Origin of the sequence: Rhizobium alarense (assembly GCF_021555155.1) — a bacterium.
GTDB classification, from domain to species: Bacteria; Pseudomonadota; Alphaproteobacteria; order Rhizobiales; family Rhizobiaceae; genus Rhizobium_D; species Rhizobium_D alarense.
Genome location: NZ_JAKGBU010000017.1, coordinates 30776 through 50262, shown reverse-complemented (window position 1 = coordinate 50262; position 19487 = coordinate 30776). Strand labels below are relative to the sequence as shown.

General features: G+C 59.9%; 20 protein-coding genes. 15 read left to right on the top strand and 5 right to left on the bottom strand.

Annotated elements, in window-relative coordinates:
• Positions 1-5 precede the first annotated feature (5 nt).
• From LXM94_RS07670 to trbI, 4 genes are read left to right on the top strand one after another with little or no spacing between them, the layout of a single operon-like run.
• Complete coding sequence (locus LXM94_RS07670) at positions 6-683, top strand: conjugal transfer protein TrbF (protein ID WP_235770571.1); 678 nt, start codon at positions 6-8, stop codon at positions 681-683.
• Between the two features lie 17 nt (positions 684-700).
• A complete protein-coding gene (gene trbG, locus LXM94_RS07665; RefSeq protein ID WP_235770570.1) occupies positions 701-1555 on the top strand; it encodes a P-type conjugative transfer protein TrbG in 855 nt (284 codons plus the stop codon).
• Complete coding sequence (gene trbH, locus LXM94_RS07660) at positions 1555-2028, top strand: conjugal transfer protein TrbH (protein WP_235770569.1); 474 nt, start codon at positions 1555-1557, stop codon at positions 2026-2028. The genes trbG and trbH overlap by 1 nt, the downstream gene beginning before the upstream one ends.
• Positions 2029-2039: 11 nt before the next feature.
• The gene (gene trbI, locus LXM94_RS07655; RefSeq protein ID WP_235770568.1) at positions 2040-3356 is read left to right on the top strand and encodes an IncP-type conjugal transfer protein TrbI; all 1317 of its coding nucleotides are present in this window, start codon (positions 2040-2042) and stop codon (positions 3354-3356) included.
• Between the two features lie 465 nt (positions 3357-3821).
• Here trbI and LXM94_RS07650 read toward each other — a convergent pair whose 3' ends face one another.
• Entirely contained in the window at positions 3822-4523 is a 702-nt protein-coding gene (locus LXM94_RS07650; protein WP_235770567.1) for a TetR/AcrR family transcriptional regulator, read from the bottom strand.
• A 409-nt stretch (positions 4524-4932) separates the two neighbouring features.
• Here LXM94_RS07650 and mhpA point away from each other — a divergent pair, with 409 nt between their 5' ends.
• From mhpA to LXM94_RS07600, 10 genes are all read left to right on the top strand, one after another.
• A complete protein-coding gene (gene mhpA, locus LXM94_RS07645) occupies positions 4933-6663 on the top strand; it encodes a bifunctional 3-(3-hydroxy-phenyl)propionate/3-hydroxycinnamic acid hydroxylase MhpA (RefSeq protein WP_408015600.1) in 1731 nt (576 codons plus the stop codon).
• Between the two features lie 65 nt (positions 6664-6728).
• Positions 6729-7790 carry a maleylacetate reductase gene (locus tag LXM94_RS07640; protein ID WP_235770565.1) on the top strand — a complete coding sequence of 354 codons (1062 nt, stop codon included), beginning with the start codon at positions 6729-6731 and terminating at the stop codon, positions 7788-7790.
• Positions 7791-7822: 32 nt separating this feature from the next.
• Positions 7823-9088, top strand: coding sequence for an ABC transporter substrate-binding protein (locus LXM94_RS07635; protein WP_235770564.1), 1266 nt, complete (start codon positions 7823-7825; stop codon positions 9086-9088).
• A gap of 64 nt (positions 9089-9152) precedes the next feature.
• On the top strand, positions 9153-9872 hold the full coding sequence (locus tag LXM94_RS07630; RefSeq protein WP_235770592.1) for an ABC transporter ATP-binding protein: 720 nt from the start codon (positions 9153-9155) through the stop codon (positions 9870-9872).
• On the top strand, positions 9869-10582 hold the full coding sequence (locus LXM94_RS07625) for an ABC transporter ATP-binding protein (protein ID WP_235770563.1): 714 nt from the start codon (positions 9869-9871) through the stop codon (positions 10580-10582). Before LXM94_RS07630 ends, LXM94_RS07625 begins: the two co-directional genes overlap by 4 nt.
• The gene (locus LXM94_RS07620) at positions 10579-11442 is read left to right on the top strand and encodes a branched-chain amino acid ABC transporter permease (protein ID WP_235770562.1); all 864 of its coding nucleotides are present in this window, start codon (positions 10579-10581) and stop codon (positions 11440-11442) included. The genes LXM94_RS07625 and LXM94_RS07620 overlap by 4 nt, the downstream gene beginning before the upstream one ends.
• A gap of 8 nt (positions 11443-11450) precedes the next feature.
• Entirely contained in the window at positions 11451-12530 is a 1080-nt protein-coding gene (locus LXM94_RS07615; protein WP_235770561.1) for a branched-chain amino acid ABC transporter permease, read from the top strand.
• A 25-nt stretch (positions 12531-12555) separates the two neighbouring features.
• Positions 12556-13404, top strand: a complete 849-nt coding sequence (locus tag LXM94_RS07610; protein WP_235770560.1) for an intradiol ring-cleavage dioxygenase — start codon at positions 12556-12558, stop codon at positions 13402-13404.
• 41 nt (positions 13405-13445) lie between these two features.
• Entirely contained in the window at positions 13446-13613 is a 168-nt protein-coding gene (locus tag LXM94_RS07605) for a hypothetical protein (RefSeq protein ID WP_235770559.1), read from the top strand.
• 17 nt (positions 13614-13630) lie between these two features.
• Positions 13631-13771, top strand: coding sequence for a hypothetical protein (locus LXM94_RS07600; RefSeq protein ID WP_235770558.1), 141 nt, complete (start codon positions 13631-13633; stop codon positions 13769-13771).
• An 88-nt stretch (positions 13772-13859) separates the two neighbouring features.
• Here LXM94_RS07600 and LXM94_RS07595 read toward each other — a convergent pair whose 3' ends face one another.
• The 4 genes from LXM94_RS07595 to LXM94_RS07580 form a co-directional block, all read right to left on the bottom strand.
• Positions 13860-14630, bottom strand: coding sequence for an IclR family transcriptional regulator (locus LXM94_RS07595; RefSeq protein ID WP_235770557.1), 771 nt, complete (start codon positions 14628-14630; stop codon positions 13860-13862).
• Between the two features lie 90 nt (positions 14631-14720).
• On the bottom strand, positions 14721-16043 hold the full coding sequence (locus LXM94_RS07590) for a TRAP transporter large permease (RefSeq protein WP_235770556.1): 1323 nt from the start codon (positions 16041-16043) through the stop codon (positions 14721-14723).
• 6 nt (positions 16044-16049) lie between these two features.
• Positions 16050-16556, bottom strand: a complete 507-nt coding sequence (locus LXM94_RS07585; protein ID WP_235770555.1) for a TRAP transporter small permease — start codon at positions 16554-16556, stop codon at positions 16050-16052.
• Positions 16557-16630: 74 nt separating this feature from the next.
• Complete coding sequence (locus tag LXM94_RS07580) at positions 16631-17674, bottom strand: TRAP transporter substrate-binding protein (RefSeq protein WP_235770554.1); 1044 nt, start codon at positions 17672-17674, stop codon at positions 16631-16633.
• Positions 17675-17994: 320 nt separating this feature from the next.
• Here LXM94_RS07580 and LXM94_RS07575 point away from each other — a divergent pair, with 320 nt between their 5' ends.
• Positions 17995-19443: an aldehyde dehydrogenase gene (locus tag LXM94_RS07575; RefSeq protein ID WP_235770553.1), complete on the top strand. Its 1449-nt coding sequence runs from the start codon at positions 17995-17997 to the stop codon at positions 19441-19443.
• The last annotated feature ends 44 nt before the right edge of the window (positions 19444-19487 follow it).

The following is a 19487-nucleotide window of genomic DNA, read 5'->3' as shown; positions in this document are numbered from 1 at the left end:
CCCCCATGACCGGACGCAATCCGCCAAATAATCCCCATATTGCCAATCCTTATCTCGCCGCGCGCAACGAATGGAACGAGCGTTACGGCTCCTATGTGAGAGCAGCCGCGGCCTGGCGCATTGTCGGTATCACCGGCATGGTGATGGCCGTGATCGGCTTCGGCTACGCTCTTTACCAGAGCACGCAGGTGAAGCTCGTTCCCTATATCGTCGAGGTCGACAAGCTCGGCACGGCCTCCAATGCCGGCTTCCCGCAGCAGATCGAATATGCCGACCCGCGTGTGGTGCGCGCCACGCTCGGCAGCTTCGTCTCGAACTTCCGCAGCGTGACACCGGATGCGGTCGTGCAGAAGCAATATATCGACCGGACCTATGCGCTGTTGCGCACCTCGGACCCGGCGACCGAGAAGGTCAATGCCTGGTTCCGTTCCAATTCTCCCTTCGAAAAGGCGAAGACCGCGACGGTGGCGGTCGAGGTCAACAACATCGTCGCACGATCGAACCAGTCCTATCAGGTCGACTGGACCGAGTTCGAGCGCGACCGCCGCGGCAAGGAGACGGCCACGCGCCGTTTTCGCGGCATCGCTACCGTAACCCTCACCCCGCCGCAGGACGAGGGCGTCATCCGTCTCAACCCCATCGGTCTCTATCTCCGCGATTTCGACTGGACAGCGCAGCTTTGAAAGGCATGGCCCCGAACATGAATATCCGACTTGAGAATTATTCGGCCATGCTGACTGCCGGTGCCATCATATCAGCGGCGCTGGCGTTCTCCATCCTTGCACCTCTCGATGTCGTTGCGGCCGACGGCGTCACCGCCAATGAGGCAAAGGGCATGGGCATCTCCGGCCAGTGGCGCGGATCGCGTGGTCTTGTGACCAAGGGAGCCGACGGCAAGGTGATTTTTCTTTTTGGCGAGGTGCAGCCGTCGGTCGTCTGCTCACCGCTGCAGGTCTGCGACATCGAACTTCAGGGAGGCGAGGTCGTTCGCGACGTGCTGGTCGGCGACACGGTGCGCTGGAAGGTCGAACCGGCCACATCAGGGGCGGCGGGCGGCCAGGCGATCCACCTAATCGTCAAACCGTCGGAGCCGGGTCTCGTCACCTCGATGGTGGTGACGACATCGCGGCGGACCTATCATATCCAGCTCAAGTCCCATGCCACGCAATATATGGCCCGCGTTGGATTCGAGTATCCGGAGGACGTCTCGGCTAAGCTCGCCGACATCAATGCCCGGCTTGAGGCAAGCATGATCCCCGGAGCCGGCGTGCCAGCCGAGCAGTTGAACTTCTCCTATTCGGTCTCGGGCAGAGCCGGCTGGCGGCCGACACGGGTCTATTCCGACGGTCTGAAAACCTACATCCAGTTCCCGCGCTCGATCTCCGGCCAGGATGCTCCGGTGCTCTTCGTCACGTCGGGCGGCGAGAACCGGATCGTCAACTACCGCATGAAGAACGACATGATGGTGGTCGATTATCACATTGATCGCGCGGTGCTGGTCTCGGGCGTCGGCTGGAAACAGGAAAAAGTGACGATCAGAAGGGGAGGGCGGTGATGCGAACCTTTCCGCTTTATCTCCTCTTGCGCCCCATCCGCGCCCTTGCCACAGCCTTCACCCTCACCATCCTCCTTTCCGGATGCCAGTCGATGGGGACTGATGGTCTCGTCGCCAGCAACGCGCCGCCGGATATCTCCGGCCCGGCTGCAAGCGCCATTGCCGGCGATATGGTCAGCCGCCTTGCCGAGCAGATCGGACCCGGCAAGGCGACGGTTACCCTCATACCGGACACCTCGCCCTTCGGGCAGGCGCTGGAGGCGGCGCTGAAAGGCTGGGGTTATGCCGTCGTCGCCGATCAGAAGACGGACAGCGGTACGAAGGTCATCCCGCTCGCCTATGTCGTTTTGCCCTTCGATGGCCAGGTTCTGGTGCGTCTTTCGACCGATAACGTCGAACTGGGTCGGGCCTATAACGTGACGCCGGGTGGCGCGACGCCGGCGAGCGCGCTCTCGCTGATGCGGCGCGGCTGAGGGAGAGGATCATGGTACAATCCCTCAAGCTTGGTGGCGCTGCGAATGCCGAAGCGGAAGCCGGCATCAAGCGGATCAATCGCCTGCCGATTATCGTGGTGATCGTGCTGCTGGTCGCCTTTCTTGGCGTGATCTTTTATGGGCTCGCCTCGCGTGGTCTCTACTTCGGAAAGGACACCGGTCCGGAAACGAGCTCGGGCAATCCCGCTTCTACCTTCGCCGACCAGATCAAGCGCGGTGTGACGGACGGCATCATCGGAGAGCCGCAGCAGCAGACGACGTTCCAGCCGATACCTGTCGAGACAAAACAGGACGGAGAAAAGGTGGACAATCCCTTCACGCCGCAGCCGGGAGAACGTGAGGGGCAGCAGCGCGGGCAGGAGCTGGAATCCGAAGAGGTCTGGCGCGCCCGCCTCGAGCGCGAGCAGAGGGAGCAATATCTGCGCGAGCGGCATCGACAGCGCATGGCGCGCCTACAGGCGAACGACGCGGCCTATGACGCGCCGCTTGCCATCGACCGCAGCAAACTGGAGGCGAGAGCAGACGAAACCACCTCGGCCGAAACTACGACAAACAGTCCATCATCAACAATCGCCGGAGCCAACTCTGATCTCTATGCCGCCGCGTTGCGGGCGGGTATCGGCGGGCAAAATATCGATCCGAACGGACAGTCCTCCAAGGAGGATTTCTTCAACGCCGATCTCAAGGACCTCGGATATCTCCCCAACCGCGTTGTGCCGCAGCAGTCACCCTTTGAACTGAAACGCGGTTCGGTCATCCCGGCGACGCTGATATCAGGCATCAATTCGGACCTGCCCGGCCGCATCACCGCCCAGGTTAGCCAGAACGTCTATGACAGTGTGACAGGGCATCGTCTGCTGATCCCGCAGGGAACGAAGCTCTTCGGCCGCTATGACAGCAAGGTCTCGTTCGGCCAAAGCCGTGTCCTCGTCGCGTGGACGGATATCATCTTCCCGAACGGCTCAACGCTGCAGATTGGCGGCATGGCAGGAACCGATGCGCAAGGGTATGGCGGTTTCCACGACAAGGTGAACAATCACTATTGGAGAACATTCGGCTCGGCGGCGCTGATCGCGCTCATTGGAACAGGGGTCGACGCTTCCTTGCCGGAAAGCTCGACGCTTGCCACGCAGGAAACGGCTTCCGATGCGGCAAGGCGGAATTTTGCGGAGAGCTTCGGCCGCGTTGCAGAACAAACCATCAGCCGCAACCTCAACGTCCAGCCGACACTGGAAATCCGACCGGGATACAAGTTCAACATCCTCGTTGATCAGGACATCGTGTTTCCGAATGCATTTCGAGACTAAAGCTCACGCTGAAGCCGTCGGAGTGTTGGCGCCGCGTCAACGGAAGGTACCGAAGCGATACGATCGCCAATGCTTGGGTTGCGAGGACAAGGTCGGTCCATTGGAAGACTGCGAGGCGCAGGTAACACAGCTTCGCTCATTTGCCGTGCCGAATCAATGACTTCCAATAACGGAGGCGCCAGCTCCAATCTCATCAAGACCGCCGGCTAGGTCATCTGTTCGATTTCGATGAAGGCGTGTGGCTCAAAGCTTGGTTCAGGTGATGCCGATAGGCTCCCGGTTGAGCCAAACTCATGGAAGGCTGTAACGCGTTCCGCTGCGAATTTCTGCTGGAGATCACTCGCCCATCTTTCATTAGTTGTTCAGAGCTTCGGCGAAATCACGACCTCGGAATATCAGAGCCAGCTTGCTTGCGGATATCGCCGATCCTTGATCTTCGACAATGAGCGCGAAATGCCTTGTAGTTCAACGCGCCTTTGCTTTGCTCCAGTTCGGCGCGGCTTCGGGGGGCAGGGAAGGACGTGGACGCGAGGCGAGTTCGCGCGAATCCGTCTCGCTCATGCCGGCCATGCAAAGGAGACGCACGACGGTCTCGTCGATCACGGAAGCCGGCAGCTCGTCCTTTGTGATCGCCAGCGAGACGCCGACGATCGCAAAGCAGCTCATCCGCCATGTGAGATCAGGATCGGGAGTCGAAAAGCGTCCGGCTGAGGTTGCGTTTTGCACGTCTCGAATGGCAAAGGGACCCATGCGTTGGAATATGGCGTCGGCAATGACTTCCGAGCGATGTAAGAGCTGTCGCCAACGCATGTCTCCGGTTGCCGTTTCTAGAACCGTGCGAATACCAAACGCATAGACCTGTGCCGGGTCGGCAAACGTGTTTGTTACATCTTCGATGCGCCTGGCCAGCTGTTCCATCACCAACTCGAGAACAGCGATCGCAAGCTCATCCTTGGATTTGAAATAATTGTAGATCGTGCCCGAGGCGACGTCCGCCCGCTCTGCGATCTCCATCATCGTTGCCGCGTCGATGCCCTTTTCGGAAATCACCTCATGTCCAGCCTTGAGCAAGGCCTCGCGGTTGCGCCGCTGGCGCCGTGCCACGCGGCCTTCATTCCCTGCGCTATCCACAAAGATCTCCCATTTTGCCGATTCCAGCTTAGCCAAAAATGACAGACGTTCAACAGTGAATGTATTTCATCCATGAATTTTAGCATCAAGTGCACTGCAGGAGAATCGTCTTAGCACTCGTAAACTCCTGTCGTGCATTGGCCTGTGGCTTCATAGGCTGATGATAATAAACGATAAAATTCGATGCTGCAGTGCGAATGAATTGTGCTCAACAGTGACATACGCTCTATCTTGAAAATCATTCAGTTATGAGATAGGATCATTTATCCGATGGAGAAAGTAGGGAGGTAGGCATGAAGATCGGGGTAACCGAGATCTGAAGATCGGCCGCATAAGACGGCGACAAAAGCAAGTCAAGCAAAAGCAAAAACTGACGGCTACCCCGTGTGCCCGCGAAGAAGCGCGTCCATGGAACGGCTGACTGTTGTCCGGCGATCCGTTGCCGGTGCCTGCTGCAGCATTGTCACCGACTTCGCGAAATGCGCCATCACCACGCCAAACGAGGGAGAAGAACGTGACGTTTCAAACCAATTCCGACCGGAATGCAGCCGGCGAATTTGATACCGATGTCGCCATTGTCGGCGGTGGCCCGGTCGGTACATTTCTGGCAATCATCCTCGGCAATACGGGAAAGAAGGTGACGCTCATCGAGCGCTGGAGCGAGGCCTATGGCCGCCCGCGCGCCGTCACCTATGATCATGAGATCGCCCGCATCCTCGCAAGCCTCGGTATCGATTCGGAAAACGATGCGGCGATCAATTACCATGACGAACTCTATTACTGGAAAGACGCCAACCGCGAAAACATCCAGATCCTCGACTGGCAGAGCACCTCTGCCTCTGGCTGGCGCGTCCGCTACTGGTTCAACCAGCCCGAGCTCGAATCCCGTCTCACCAACATTGCCACGCAACTTCCCTCGGTGAGGCGTCTCAGCGGATATGAGGCTGTCGACCTTCACCAGGACGCTGAATCCGCGACACTGAGCATCAAGCGCAACCCGCTGGAGGATGCACAAAGCACCGAAACGCGGACAATCCGAGCGCGCTATGTGGTGGGGGCGGATGGCGCCAACAGCATGGTGCGTCAGGCGCTCGGCATCGAAAACGAGGACAAGGGCTATTTCTTCGACTGGCTGATCCTCGACATGCTGCCGAGCTTCGATTACGTCGCCTCGCGCAAAGGCGAGCCGGCGCAGTGGCAGCTCTGTGATCCGAAGCGGCCGACCACGATCGTACCCGGCGGCCCCGGCCCGGTCGCCGGCGGCCCGCGGCGGCGACGCTGGGAATATATGGTGCTGCCGGGTGAAAACCCCGAGGAACTCACCAAGCCGGAAAATGCCTGGAAGCTTTTGGAGCCTTGGGGCCTGACACCGGACAATGCGGTCCTCGAACGCAGTGCCGTCTACCGGTTCCAGGCGCGCTGGGCCAAGGTCTGGAACAAGGGCCGTTGCGCCATTGCCGGGGATGCCGCGCATCTGATGCCGCCATTTGCAGGCGAGGGCATGTGTGCCGGCCTTCGCGATGCGCTGGCTCTCGGCTGGCGACTCAACGCCATCCTGGAAGGCCGTGTCGGCGCTGGCGTGCTCGACAGCTATTCTTCCGAGCGCATCGAGCATGCCAAACACTACATCAATTTCAGCCAGGAACTTGGCAGCATTATCTGTATCGCTGATCCGGCCGAAGCCGCCGAACGCGACCGGTGGATGAAGGACGAGCTCAAGGCGCGCGCCTTCAAGCCCGTTCCGACCGATATCTGCCAGCTCGGCCCCGGCATCTGGTGTGGCGATGCCGCCCATGCCGGTGAACTCTCGGTCCAGGGTGTGGTCGAGGCGAATGGCAAGCGTGATCGCTTCGACCAAGCCGTCGGTTTCGGCTGGATGGTGATCGGGCTCGATGCCGATCCGGCGCACGCGCTGTCGGTCGGCCAGCGCGAGGTTCTCGATCTTCTTGGCGGCCACACGGTCCGGATCGGTTCGATGGGTACGGAAAGTGACGTGGTCGATGTGGAAGGCACCTATGCCCGTTGGCTGAACGGCATCGGCGCAAGCTATGTGATGCTCCGGCCGGATTTTTATGTCGCGGCAACCGCGGGCTCTCCGGCCGAACTGCGCCGCCGATTCGACGAAGTCGTCTCGCGCCTCCATGTCGTCGTGGAACCTGAGCGCGCCGTCGCCTGACCTCAATTCCCGTCCGCCCTTCCAAAGCGGACGGGAAGCCCTCCATCAATCTGGAAAGCAAGATCTTGACCTCGTCCTTTATGTACACGGGCAATCCCGCCCGCATCCTGTTCGGGTGCGGAAGCCGCGCCCGCCTCGCCGAGGAAATCGGCCGGCTCGGACGAAGCCATGCGCTGGTGCTTTCGACCCCGTTCCAGAAGACGGATGCGGAAGCCCTTGTAGCATCGCTCGGTCCAATGGCCGCCGGCGTCTTTGCCGGCGCTACCATGCACACACCACGCGAGGTCACAGAAGGGGCGCTTTCGGCCTACAACGACCATGGCGCCGATTGTGTCGTGTCGCTGGGCGGCGGCTCGACGATCGGCCTTGGCAAGGCGATCGCCCGGCGCAACGGCGCCGACCACATCGTCGTGGCCACAACCTATGCCGGCTCGGAAGTGACCAATATCCTCGGCGAGACCGAAAACGGCATCAAGACCACGGTCCGCGGACCTGACATCCTGCCTGAGACGGTGATCTATGATCCTGAACTGACCCTCAGTCTACCGGTTGCGATGAGCGTCACATCCGGATTGAATGCCATGGCCCATGCGGTCGAGGCGCTCTATGCCCAGGACCGCAATCCGATCACCACGATGATCGCGCTCGAGGCCATTCAGGCCCTGCGTGACGCGCTGCCGGCGATCGTCGCGACACCAGACAATATCGAGGCGAGATCCCGCGCGCTCTATGGTTCATGGCTGTGCGGCAGTGTGCTCGGCATGGCGGGCATGGCGCTGCACCACAAGCTCTGCCATACGATCGGCGGCAGTTTCGACATGCCGCATGCCGAGACGCACGCCGTGCTTCTGCCGCACACCACCGCCTATACCGAGCGCGGCGCGGCCGATCTGCTCAAACCGGTGGCCGATCTGTTTGCAGGACCTTCCGCCGGTGTCGGCCTTTATGATTTCGCCGTGAGCCTCGGCGCGCCGCTTAGCCTCGCGAGCCTCGGCTTTGCCGAAGCCGATATCGAGCGTGCGGCCGAACTGGCAACGCTGAACCCCTACTATAATCCCCAACCCATAGAACTCGAAGGCATCAGGACACTGATCCGCAGGGCATGGGTCGGGACCAGACCGGCATGACCATCACCATTAAATCTTTGGGAGGAACTACGATGCTGACCAGACGAACTCTATTGAAAGCGACAGCCGCCACTGCGGCGGCGGGCTTCGCCATGCCGGCTTTTGCAGCCGGCGCCAGGATAAAGATCGGTTACGTGACGCCACAATCGGGGCCGCTTTCGGCCTTTGCCCAGGCCGACAAATACATGGTTGGGCGTTTTCTCGAGGCCGCCAAGGCCCTCGGTCTCGACGTCGAGGTCATCGTCAAGGACAGCCAGTCCAATCCGAACCGCGCGGCGGAAGTCGCCAAGGAACTGATCAGCCGCGACGAGGTCAACATGATCCTTGTCGCCTCGACGCCGGAAACCACCAATCCGGTCTGCACCGTGGCCGAAGCCGAGGAAGTCCCCGTGATCTCGTCGGTCGCGCCATGGCAGCCCTGGTTCATCGGCCAGCAGGGCAATCCGCTCGATCCCGCGAGCTGGCAGCCTTTCGACTACGTCTTCCACTTCTTCTGGGGCCTTGAGGACAATGTCTCGGTGTTCCTCAAAATGTGGAAGAGCCTCGATACCAACAAGCAGGTCGGAGCGCTTTGGCCGAACGACGGCGACGGCAATGCCTGGGCGTCCGATGTCGGCATGCCGCAAGCCGCTGCCAAGTCGGGTTACAAGCTCAGCGATCCCGGCCGCTACCAGAACCTGACGGACGATTTCTCCGCCCAGATCAACGCCTTCAAGCAAGGCAATTGCGAGATCATGACCGGCATTCCCATCCCGCCGGATTTCACCACTTTCTGGACGCAAGCCGCCCAGCAGGGCTACAAGCCGAAGATCGTCTCGATCGCCAAGGCCCTGTTGTTTCCGGAAAGCGTCAATGCGCTCGGCGAGCTCGGCCACAACCTGACGGCAGAGATCTACTGGTCGCCGAAATTCCCTTTCAAGTCGTCGCTGACAGGCGAAAGCTGCGAGGAGCTGGCGGCGGGTTTCAGTACGTCGGCCAAGCGCCAGTGGACCCAGCCGGTCGGCTTTACCCATGCCTTGTTCGAAGTCGCGGCCGACGTGCTCAAGCGCGCCTCCGACCCGACCGACAGCCAGGCGCTGGTTGAGGCCATTTCCGCGACCAGCCTTGACACAGTCGTTGGCAATATCGGCTGGGGCAAGGAAAATGTCCCGCCCTTCGCCCGCAAGAACGTCGCCAAGACGCCGCTGGTCGGTGGCCAGTGGCGCCGCCAGACCGATGGTTCGTTCGACCTCGTCATCGTCGAGAATGCCAATGCGCCGGAGATACCGCTCGGCGGCAAACTCGAAGCGCTCAACTGATCGAAGAGGGTTCCGGCGCTCCAGCGCCGAAACCCTGCCGGATTTACTCACAACGGACCAGATCATGCCGATTCTCTCGCTCAATGCGGTGTCAAAGTCCTTTGGGGCGCTCAAGGCGACGGACGATGTCTCCTTCGATCTCACCAGGGGCGAAGCGCTCGGCATTATCGGTCCGAACGGGGCCGGCAAGTCGACGCTCTTCAACCTGATCACCGGAACCGTCTCCGCCGATCAGGGCGAGATCACCCTCAAAGGTCGTGCCATCACCCGCATGTCGGCGATGGAGCGCTGCAAGGCAGGCATCGGCCGTTCGTTCCAGATCCCGCAGCCCTTCGGCCATCTCTCCGTCTACGAAAACCTGCTGGTCGCCGCCCGGTTCGGCGGAAACGAGTCGGCCGCCGACGCACCGGATTTCTGCATGCAGATCCTGGAACGCACGCGTCTGGGGACGCAGGCGGACACCCCGGCGGGCGGTTTGCCGCTCTTGAGCCGAAAGCGGCTGGAACTGGCCCGCGCCATGGCGACAAGGCCCAAGCTCATCCTTCTGGATGAAATCGCCGGCGGCCTGACCGAGGGCGAGTGCGGCGAGCTGGTCGAGACCATCCGCCAGATCCATGCCGAAGGCGCTTCCATCATCTGGATCGAGCATGTGCTCCACGCACTGACCAATGTGGTCAGTCGCCTGCTGGTGCTCAATTTCGGTAAGATGCTGATGGTCGGGGAACCCGATGTGGTGATGGCTTCGCCCGAGGTCAAGGAAATCTATCTGGGAATCGACGCATGACAAGACCGCTCCTTTCGCTTTCGGCGCTCAAGGCTGGCTACGGCGATTTCCTGGCGCTTTTCGGCGTCGACATGACACTTGGTGCCGGCGAGACCGTGGCCATCATCGGCGCCAATGGCGCCGGCAAGACCACACTAATGCGCGCCATCACGGGTATTGTCCGGCCATCAAGCGGCACGATCCTTCTCGACGGTCAGCCTGCCCACGCCCGGATGGCGCCGGACATCCTGGAAATGGGCATTGCCACTGTTCCCGAAGGCCGGCGGCTCTTTCCCTCGCTGTCGGTGGAGGAAAACCTGCTGATCGGCGCCCATGTGCGCAAGGTGCCGGGCCCCTGGTCGCTTGCGACAATCTACGAGCTGTTTCCGATCCTCAAGGAACGAAGAAACCATCCTGGCACGGCGCTGTCCGGCGGCCAGCAGCAGATGGTGGCGGTCGGCCGGGCGCTGATGAGCAATCCGCGCGTTCTCCTCTGCGACGAGCTTTCGCTCGGGCTCGCCCCTGTTGTCATCCGCGACATCTATGCCGCGCTGCCTGCGATCAAGGCGTCGGGTGCCTCGATCGTCGTCGTCGAGCAGGATATCGGCCAGGCGCTGAAAGTCGCTGACCGGATCTATTGCATGATGGAGGGGCGGTTCACGCTCGAGGGAGCGCCGGCATCCCTGTCGCGGGAGGCCATTCACGACGCCTATTTCGGAGTGCGGACATGATCTGGGTCGACACGATCATGCAGGGGATCCTGCTCGGGGGGCTCTATGCGTTGTTTGCCGCGGGATTGAGCCTCGTTTTCGGCATCATGCGGCTGGTCAATCTCGCCCATGGCGACCTTATCGTGCTGACCGCCTATCTCGTACTGACGATTGCCACCGCCACCGGCCTCAATCCCTTCATCGCCGCTCTGATGGCGCTGCCTGTTATGTTCGGTTTCGGCTGGCTGTTGCAGACTTCCCTGTTCAACAGGGTGCTGGGCGACGACATCCTGCCACCGCTGCTCGTCACCTTCGGCCTTTCGGTCGTCATCCAGAATGCCCTGCTCGAGGGGTTTTCCGCCGACAGCCAGAAGCTCGTTGCCGGCCCCATCGAGGCCAAGTCCGTGGCGCTTGGTTCGTCTTCGCTCGGCGTCATACCGCTCATGACGCTTGCATCGGCGATCCTGGTGATCTGGCTGTTGAACCAGCTCTTCTATCGCACGGCGCTCGGCCGCGCCTTCCGCGCAACCTCGGATGACGCCGTCACCGTGCAACTTATGGGGATCCGGCCGGCCCGGATCTTTTCGATCGCCACCGGCATCGCGATGGTCGTTGCCACCATCGCTGCGGTCTATCTTGGCATCCGGGCCAATTTCGACCCTTCGATCGGCCCGGCCCGGCTGCTCTATGCCTTCGAAGCGGTGATCATCGGCGGTCTTGGCAGCCTTTGGGGAACGCTGTTCGGCGGCATCGTCATCGGTCTCGCCCAGGCGCTGGGCGCGGCCGTCAATCCGGAATGGCAGATTCTGTCCGGCCATATCGCCTTCGTCATCATCCTGCTTTTCCGTCCACGCGGGCTGTTCCCGCGTGCGCTTGATTGAGGTTCGCCATGTCCATGTTCCCCAAAGTGGCCGGTCGCCTCGCCATGACCTTGATTGGTGTTGCCGGCGTTCTCACCCTGGCGGCGTTGCCGTTCTTTGCCCCGCGCGCCGTCATCCAGGACCTATTCGGCGTGTTGACGCTGCTGGTGCTTGCAATGAACTGGAACATGCTGGCGGGTTTTGCCGGGCTAGTTTCCGTTGGCCAGCAGGCTTTCGTCGGCATTGGCGCCTATGCCATGTTTGCCGCCATTATCGTCTTTGATCTCGATCCGCTCGTCGGCATCGTCATCGGCGGACTGGTCGCCATGGTATTTTCCATGCCGATGGCCTACTTCGCCTTCCGGCTGAACGGCGCCTATTTCGCCATCGGTACCTGGGTCGTCGCCGACATCGCCCGGCTCGCCGCCAGTCAGGTCACGGCACTCGGCGGCGGCACGGGCACCTCGCTACCCAAAGGCACCGCCAAGGCGATGATCGGCGTCGATGAGATCCGCGCGCTTCTGCGTGTCTCAAGCGCGGCGGCAGCCGATGCGCTGGCCTATTGGATCGCGCTCGCGCTGGCGGTGGTGATGCTCGTTGCGTCCTACCTCTTTCTCCGCTCGCGCATGGGCCTCGGCCTCCAGGCCGTCCGCGACAATATCACCGCGGCCCGCGCGGTCGGCGTCGATCCGCTCATACTCAAGTCGGCCGTCTTCCTGCTTTGCGCCTTCGGGACCGGGCTCTGTGGCGCGCTGATATTTTTGCAGATCACCCGCATTACGCCCAATGCCGCTTTCTCGGTAATCGACTGGACCGCATTCGTCATCTTCATCGTCGTGATCGGAGGCATCGGCACGCTACCCGGCCCCATCGTCGGCGTCATCGTCTTCTACATCCTGCAGCGGGTCTTCGCCGACTACGGAACTGTCTATCTGATCCTGCTCGGTCTGATCGGCATTGGCACGATGCTGTTTGCCCGGCGCGGCCTGTGGGGCACCTTGGCCGATCGTTTCGGCATCGAACTATTTTCACTGCGCCACCGTGCGCCGAAATTGACGGCCGCCGCTCCGGCGCGGACGCTCGCGCCAATTAAACCTGCAGCCCACTAATCCCAGACACAAAGGAGCGTTGACCATGTCGCGCTATTTCACCGAACAGAATTCAGAAGAATCCGTCAATGCCCGTATGGCTGCGTCCACCGACCCACGCCTCGCCGAGGTCATGACCTGTCTGGTCAAGCACCTCCATGCCTTCGCCAAGGAAATCCAACTGACGCAGGCCGAGTGGGACTATGGCATCGACTTTCTCACCAAGGTCGGCCAGATCTCATCGGACGAACGCCAGGAGTTCATCCTCCTCTCCGACACGCTCGGCTTTTCCATGCTGGTCGATGCGATCAACAACCGCCGGCCGCCCGACGCCACCGAGAACACGGTGCTCGGTCCCTTCCACGTCGCCAATGCGCCCTTGCGCCAGATGGGCGAGAACATCTGCCTCGACGGCAAGGGCGAGGCGTGCCTGTTCGAGGGACGCGTCATCGACCTGCACGGCAATCCGATCGAAGGCGCGCATGTCGATGTCTGGTCGGACAATGCCGACGGATTCTACGACGTCCAGCAGCCCGGAATCCAGCCGAAGTGGAACAACCGCGGCATCTTCGTCACCGGCAAGGACGGGAAGTACTGCTTCGTCGGAATCAAGCCGGTGTCCTACCCGATTCCGGACGACGGCCCGGTCGGCCAGATGCTCAGCCATCTCGGCCGCCATCCCTATCGGCCCGCCCACATGCATTACATCGTCACCGCTCCAGGCTACGAAAAGGTGGTGACCCACACCTTCGTCGGCGACGACAAATACATCACCTCGGATACCGTGTTCGGCGTGAAGAAGACGCTCGTTGCGCCCTTCGAGAAGATCGAGGGCGGAGAAACCGACTGGCACTCACCCTTCGACTTCGTCCTGACACCGATTTCGGAAGACTGAGCGCGTTCACGACTGGCCGAACTCAAGAAAAGGAAAACACGATGCCGTTGTTGAAGGTCTATGTCGATGCGTCGCTCTGGGCGGAGACGGGCGAAGGCGTGCAGGCGATACTGCCAGACATCCGCCGTTATCTGTGCGAGACATTCAAGGTTGACGCCTCGCGCTGTCAGCTTCTGCTCATCCCGTCCTGCCGGACCAGCCTCCGATAGCAGCCGAGATCCAGATCATGCAGAAGCCGGAGCGAACGTCGAAGATCATCATGTCCGCTTGCCACCAATTGCGCAGCATGCTCGGCACCGCCAGCGGCGAATATATCGTCATCCGCGCAACACAACTCGATCCAGAAAGATATATGGCGCTCAAGTAGTTGCAACGTAAGACAGCTCACCCTTGGCGAGCGCCGCATTGGCTGGCGTTTCGATTTGAGCATGATAAACTATTCCAATCTCTGAAACTCAATTCACTTTGTTGTCGCCGTAGAGAGATGCTTGAACCTGCACGGCCATCTTGCTCAACACTTCGACTGATTTCCTTCGAAAGGCCTCGTTGAAATGAGAATTCGGGCCGAAAACCGACAACCCCATAATCATTCTTCCACTGCGCGAAAGCACCGGGACGCCAACCGCCGACATCTCCTGCTCCCGCTCGCCCAAGCATATGGCATAGCCGTCTTTGCGTGTGAGAGCGACAGCCACTTTCAGAGCTTGTGCATCGACAATGGTTTTGGCCGTGAACGCAGGCCGTTCGGAGTTCGAAAGATAATGGTTCAACTCCTCTTCCGACAAATTTGCCAGCCAAAGCTTGCCGTTTGCGGTGCAGTGGGCTTCGAGTTCTGTTCCGACGTCGATATTGACTGAATAGGGCTGCCGCGATCTGGTTCGAGCAATGACTATTGTGCGATTATGATGGTTGGCCGTCGCCAGCGCCGATTCTTTAAGCTCCTCGGTAATCTCGTTCAGGTACGGCTGGACAACATAAGCCAGTGTGTTGTTCGCGATCGCGCGTTCGCCAAGATCAGCGAGTACTGCGCCTAGCCGATACTGACCCCGCTTGACCGTCACCAAGGCTCCCAGATCCTCAAGCGTCCGCAGAAAGCGGTAAGCAGTCGTCTGATTGATAGCGAGTTCACGAGTTACGTCCTGCGTGGTGATGACAGGCCGGCTTTCTGACAGCAAATTTAGTATGGAAAAAGCTGTCGATACCGAGCTATTGAGCTGCCCACTCATGTACTGGATCCATTCATTGTTTCATTGCCGATACTCGCCCGCGGCCAACCTGCAATCCCAGTGGGTCGCCTGCAACTGCAGTGACAGCTTCTATTGCAACAAACGAGGAAGCGCCAGAACGATAGATGGCAACGCAATCAACAAGGTCACTCTGACAATCTCAGAGAAGAAGAAGGGCATGACACCTTTGAAGGTCTCGCGCATTGGAACATCAGGCGACATGGCACTTATAATGAACACATTCAACCCAACTGGTGGTGTGATCAGGCCTAACTCCACGACGATCAGGATGATGATGCCGAACCAGATTTTCGTCTCGTCTGGGGTCAATCCGAAATCGAGACCGGAAATCACCGGCCAGAAGAAAGGCACCGCGAGGATGACCATCGACAGGCTATCCATCAAACAGCCGAGAACCAGGAAAATGGCGATGGTCAAAATTAGGATGGCATAGGGCGAGAGACCCGAGCCTTGCAGCATTTCCGCCGCAGCTTGCGGAGCGCCTATTCGTGCCAGAAAAATTTTGAGCAGCTCTGCGCCCAGGAGGATGAGGAAGATCATACCCGTGGTACGCGCGGTTTCGTTGAGGGATGTGAAGAAAGCCGAGAGCGTCAGGCGTCGGCGGATCACGCCATAGGCGACGACCAACACCACACCGATCGCGGCTGCCGCCGTCGGGCTATAGATTCCGGCGTAAATACCACCGATCACGACGCCGAAGATGGCAAACACCGGCACGACTGCATATAGCGCCTGTATCCGCTCGGATAGGGACGGGGCCGTGTTCCGGGGTGCCGCTTCGGGCCAGATCAACGTGTAGATCCAGATCGCCAGCATGAAGAGAACCATCGCCAGAATGCCGGGTATCAAAGCAGCGGCGAACATGTTGACGATGTTCGCCTCCACGATGACGGCGTAGACGATCAAAACAACGGATGGCGGAATAAGGATGCCCAAAGTGCCGCCGGCGGCAAGTGTCCCGGTGGCAAGGGAACCGGAATAGTTCAACCTCTTCAGCTCAGGAAGCGCCACCTGTGCCATCGTCGAAGCGGTGGCGGTCGAGGAGCCGCAAAGTGCCCCGAAGCCCGCACATGCGGCTATCGCAGCCATGGCCGCACCACCCCTCAGTTGACCGATCCAAGCGTTAGCCGCCCTGAACAAATCCCTGGATAGTCCGCATCGTGACGCGATACCTCCCATCAGCACAAACATGGGCACGACTGAAAGGTCGTAGACGGAAAACTGAGCATAGGCGAGATCTTCGAGCTGGCTCAGAAGGATCGCGGATCCCGATATCATTGCGATACCCGCCATCCCGACGATCAGCATTGTGTAGGCCACAGGCACCCTCACGGCAAGCAAACCGATCAGCGCAAAAAGGCCACCGATGCCTAGAACGACATTTTCACTCATGATTTTTCAGTCTCGTGCGGGTTTGCTGGAAGGCGCGGAAGCGGCTGAGGCAGCCTTGTACGCACGCAGTGCTTCAAGCGTGGTGAGAATTGAGGCGACCATCAGAAGGAGCAGCGAAGCCAGCATGGCCGGGAAGGCGGTCCAGAGCGGGAGCCCCAGCACAGGCGTCACTTCAGGAAAGAGCAGATAGCCACCCATTCCAAGATACATCTGGCGAAACAGCAAGAGCGAGAATCCGAGCGCAACAAGCGAAGCGACGAGTTCCATGAGCGCTTTCTTCGTCTCACTCATTCCTTCGGTGAAAACGTCGACCGTGACATTGGCATGCGTTAGCTGACAATACGGAAGGAACATGAACACCGCGATTGCCACAAAGTGCTTCACCAATTCGTGGTCGGCAGGAAATGGTGCACCAAGTAATAGTTTGCCCGTGGCGCTCGCGGCCGTGATGAGTGCGAGCCCCACGATGATGAGGCCCCCGAAGAGGGCCCACAGATGAATTACGGCTGACAAGGGGCCGTCCCAGTACTTGAGAAAGCGGCGCCTTTGAGGGTTGCCACCGTCTTTTGTGACGTGAGGAACTGCACTCATTTGGAATACTGCGCGATCAGGGCCCGAGCACGGTCAGCAATGGCTTGTGCATCGAAAGTGGCCTTGTTCTTGGCGACCCACGAATCCACCACGCCTGCCAGTGCTTTGTCGAATTCCGCCATTTCGGCTTCGCTGAGAGCAATATGCTCGTTGCCCGAATCCACGGCAATCTTGATTCCCGCGTCATCGTTGGCACGCCAGAGGTCGCCGACTTCCCGCAGCCAATCCTCGCCGGAGTTCCGGTTGAAGATGTCTTGGATATCCTCCGGCAGGGAGGCCCACCGCTCCTTGTTCATCACGAACTGGAAGCAACTTGTGCCGAAACGAGAGTTATTCGGTCCTTCGATTTGATAATTGGTCGTATCCTGGAGCTGCAATGCCGGAATGACCTCGAAGGGCGATAGCGCACCATCGATCGCGCTGGTCGCGAGAGCCTGTGGCAAATCCGGGATTGGCATGGAAACAGGGCTGGCGCCCAAGGCCTCGAGAACGGCGATTCCGGTCGGTCCCGGCACACGCATTTTCTTGCCGGCGAGGTCAGCAGGCGATCGAACAATGCTGTTCGCCATTTGCATGGCCTGGCCCGCGTGGACGTGAAAATACAAGACATGGACGGCTTCATATTCCGATGCGAGATACTCATCGAACATGGCCCGCATCGCAAGATTGGCGGCCGCAGGGTCGTTTACGTAAACCGTGGGCAGCTCGAAAATTTCAGATCGCGGAAACAGCCCGGGCGTGTATCCCTGCAGCGTCCAGACGATGTCGACGACCCCTTGAGCCACCTGGCGAAACAATTGCGGAGGGGAGCCACCCAACGACATTGAAGGGTAGATCTCGAATTTGACTCGCCCCTTGCTTTCATCCTCGATCCGCTGCGCCCAGGGCTCCATCATCTTTGTCTGCGCCGGTGCCTTAGGGCCGAGGAAGTGGTGAATCTTGAAAGAGTATTCGGCTTTTTGCGCAAAAGCCGAACGGACTAGCGCCGGCGCGGCCAGTATGCTGGCGGACGCGAGTATGAATTTCCGTCGAGTGGTCATGTTTATCCTCCCATGAATGGCACGTCCCAAGAAGTGGTCAGCCCTTGCGGCCCGACACTTCCTCTCCTCCGTCGGCGCGATGTCTGGTGACGAATGGCACACCCCGCCCCCTGCGCTGAATGCGATAGCCGACTGGCAACGCGCACCATAGTCGCAGCCTCGGCAATATGAGGCAAGACGGTTCCCGCTGTCAATCTATTATTGAAATACATATTGCTATAATAGAAGTTTTAGCCTAGTAGGCATTGTGGACGAGATGAGGGCGGGGCCGAGCGCCGATGCGTCGTACTGACACGAAACATCACTTAGGAGGAGAAGTCATGGATGTCGGAATGCTGATTGACGGGAAACAAAGCTTTACCGAGTCGGGAGCTCTGTTCGATCGCAAGAACCCTATGTCGGGTGAGGTTGTCACGCGCGCCGCGGCCGGCAAAAAACAGGATGTCGACCGCGCAGTCGAAGCGGCGGACAAGGCATTCCGGACATGGTCGAAGATGGGGCCGACACAGCGTCGGGCGATCCTGTTGAAGGCTGCGGACCTGTTTGACGAGGCAACGCCAAAACTCGCCGAAATCGCGGCACTGGAAACCGGAGCCACGAAAATCTGGCTCGGCTTCAACGTCATGCTTGCTGCGCGCATGATCAGAGAGGCGGCTGCAATGACCACCCAGATAGCCGGTCAGACCATTCCGTCAGACAAGCCCGGTACCTATGCGATGACCTTGCGGCAACCGGTAGGCGTGCTGGTCGGCATGGCCCCTTGGAATGCGCCGATCATCCTCAGCGTTCGTGCGGTCGCGATGCCTCTCGCCTGCGGCAACACGGTCGTCCTCAAGGCTTCCGAACGCTGCCCGCGGACGCATGTCATGATCGGTGAGATCTTCGCCAAGGCGGGACTGCCTGAAGGCGCGCTGAACGTGGTCACACACTCCGCGGAAGACGCGCCGGAGGTCGTCTCGGCGCTCATTGCCCACCCGAAGGTGAAACGTATCAATTTTACGGGGTCGACCCGAGTAGGACAGATCATTGCCGAGCAGGCTGGGCGTCATTTGAAACCGGTTCTACTCGAACTCGGCGGCAAGGCGCCGCTGATCGTTCTGGATGACGCCGATCTCGACGCTGCCGTCAATGCCGCTGCCTTCGGCGCATTCCTCAATCAGGGCCAGATCTGCATGTCGACGGAGCGGATTATCGTCGATGAAAAGGTGGCGGATGCGTTCGTCGAAAAATTCGCCGCCAAGGCCGCATCGCTCAGCTTTGGCAAATCGACCGAAAACGTCGTACTAGGCTCGGTCGTCGATACGGATATTATCGAGCGCGTGCGCTTCCTGGTGAAGGACGCAATCGACAAGGGAGGCAAGGTCGTGACGGGAGCGGTTCCCGAAGCCGGCACGATCATGCCGGCGGCGGTTGTCGACCACGTGACGTCCGAGATGGCCCTGTACGGCGACGAGAGCTTCGGTCCGGTCGTATGCGTGGTTCGGGCGCGCGACACCGAGCATGCCATCGCACTTGCCAATGACAATACCTATGGTCTTTCCTCCGCCGTTTTCGGTTCCGACATCAACCGTGCGATGGATGTTGCCAGCCGGATTGAGGCCGGGATCTGCCATATCAACGGTCCCACCGTTGCAGACGAAGCAAACATGCCTTTCGGCGGCATGAAAGGCAGCGGCTATGGCCGGTTCGGGGGACAGCCCGCAGTCGAGGCTTTCACCGAATTGCGCTGGGTCACGATTGAAGATCCACATCAGCACTATCCATTCTGAGCAAGATGACCGGGCGGATGGCGACGACCATCCGCCCGGAACCC

Excerpts from the sequence above, each read along its gene's own strand:
- LXM94_RS07635 (WP_235770564.1), top strand. The coding sequence starts at position 7,823 with ATGCTGACCAGACGAACTCTATTGAAAGCGACAGCCGCCACTGCGGCG.
- LXM94_RS07595 (WP_235770557.1), bottom strand. The coding sequence starts at position 14,630 with ATGAGTGGGCAGCTCAATAGCTCGGTATCGACAGCTTTTTCCATACTA.
- trbH (WP_235770569.1), top strand. The coding sequence starts at position 1,555 with ATGCGAACCTTTCCGCTTTATCTCCTCTTGCGCCCCATCCGCGCCCTT.
- LXM94_RS07575 (WP_235770553.1), top strand. The coding sequence starts at position 17,995 with ATGGATGTCGGAATGCTGATTGACGGGAAACAAAGCTTTACCGAGTCG.
- LXM94_RS07605 (WP_235770559.1), top strand. The coding sequence starts at position 13,446 with ATGCCGTTGTTGAAGGTCTATGTCGATGCGTCGCTCTGGGCGGAGACG.
- LXM94_RS07625 (WP_235770563.1), top strand. The coding sequence starts at position 9,869 with ATGACAAGACCGCTCCTTTCGCTTTCGGCGCTCAAGGCTGGCTACGGC.
- LXM94_RS07610 (WP_235770560.1), top strand. The coding sequence starts at position 12,556 with ATGTCGCGCTATTTCACCGAACAGAATTCAGAAGAATCCGTCAATGCC.
- trbG (WP_235770570.1), top strand. The coding sequence starts at position 701 with ATGAATATCCGACTTGAGAATTATTCGGCCATGCTGACTGCCGGTGCC.
- LXM94_RS07580 (WP_235770554.1), bottom strand. The coding sequence starts at position 17,674 with ATGACCACTCGACGGAAATTCATACTCGCGTCCGCCAGCATACTGGCC.
- LXM94_RS07590 (WP_235770556.1), bottom strand. The coding sequence starts at position 16,043 with ATGAGTGAAAATGTCGTTCTAGGCATCGGTGGCCTTTTTGCGCTGATC.
- trbI (WP_235770568.1), top strand. The coding sequence starts at position 2,040 with ATGGTACAATCCCTCAAGCTTGGTGGCGCTGCGAATGCCGAAGCGGAA.
- LXM94_RS07630 (WP_235770592.1), top strand. The coding sequence starts at position 9,153 with ATGCCGATTCTCTCGCTCAATGCGGTGTCAAAGTCCTTTGGGGCGCTC.
- LXM94_RS07620 (WP_235770562.1), top strand. The coding sequence starts at position 10,579 with ATGATCTGGGTCGACACGATCATGCAGGGGATCCTGCTCGGGGGGCTC.
- LXM94_RS07600 (WP_235770558.1), top strand. The coding sequence starts at position 13,631 with ATGCAGAAGCCGGAGCGAACGTCGAAGATCATCATGTCCGCTTGCCAC.
- LXM94_RS07615 (WP_235770561.1), top strand. The coding sequence starts at position 11,451 with ATGTCCATGTTCCCCAAAGTGGCCGGTCGCCTCGCCATGACCTTGATT.
- LXM94_RS07670 (WP_235770571.1), top strand. The coding sequence starts at position 6 with ATGACCGGACGCAATCCGCCAAATAATCCCCATATTGCCAATCCTTAT.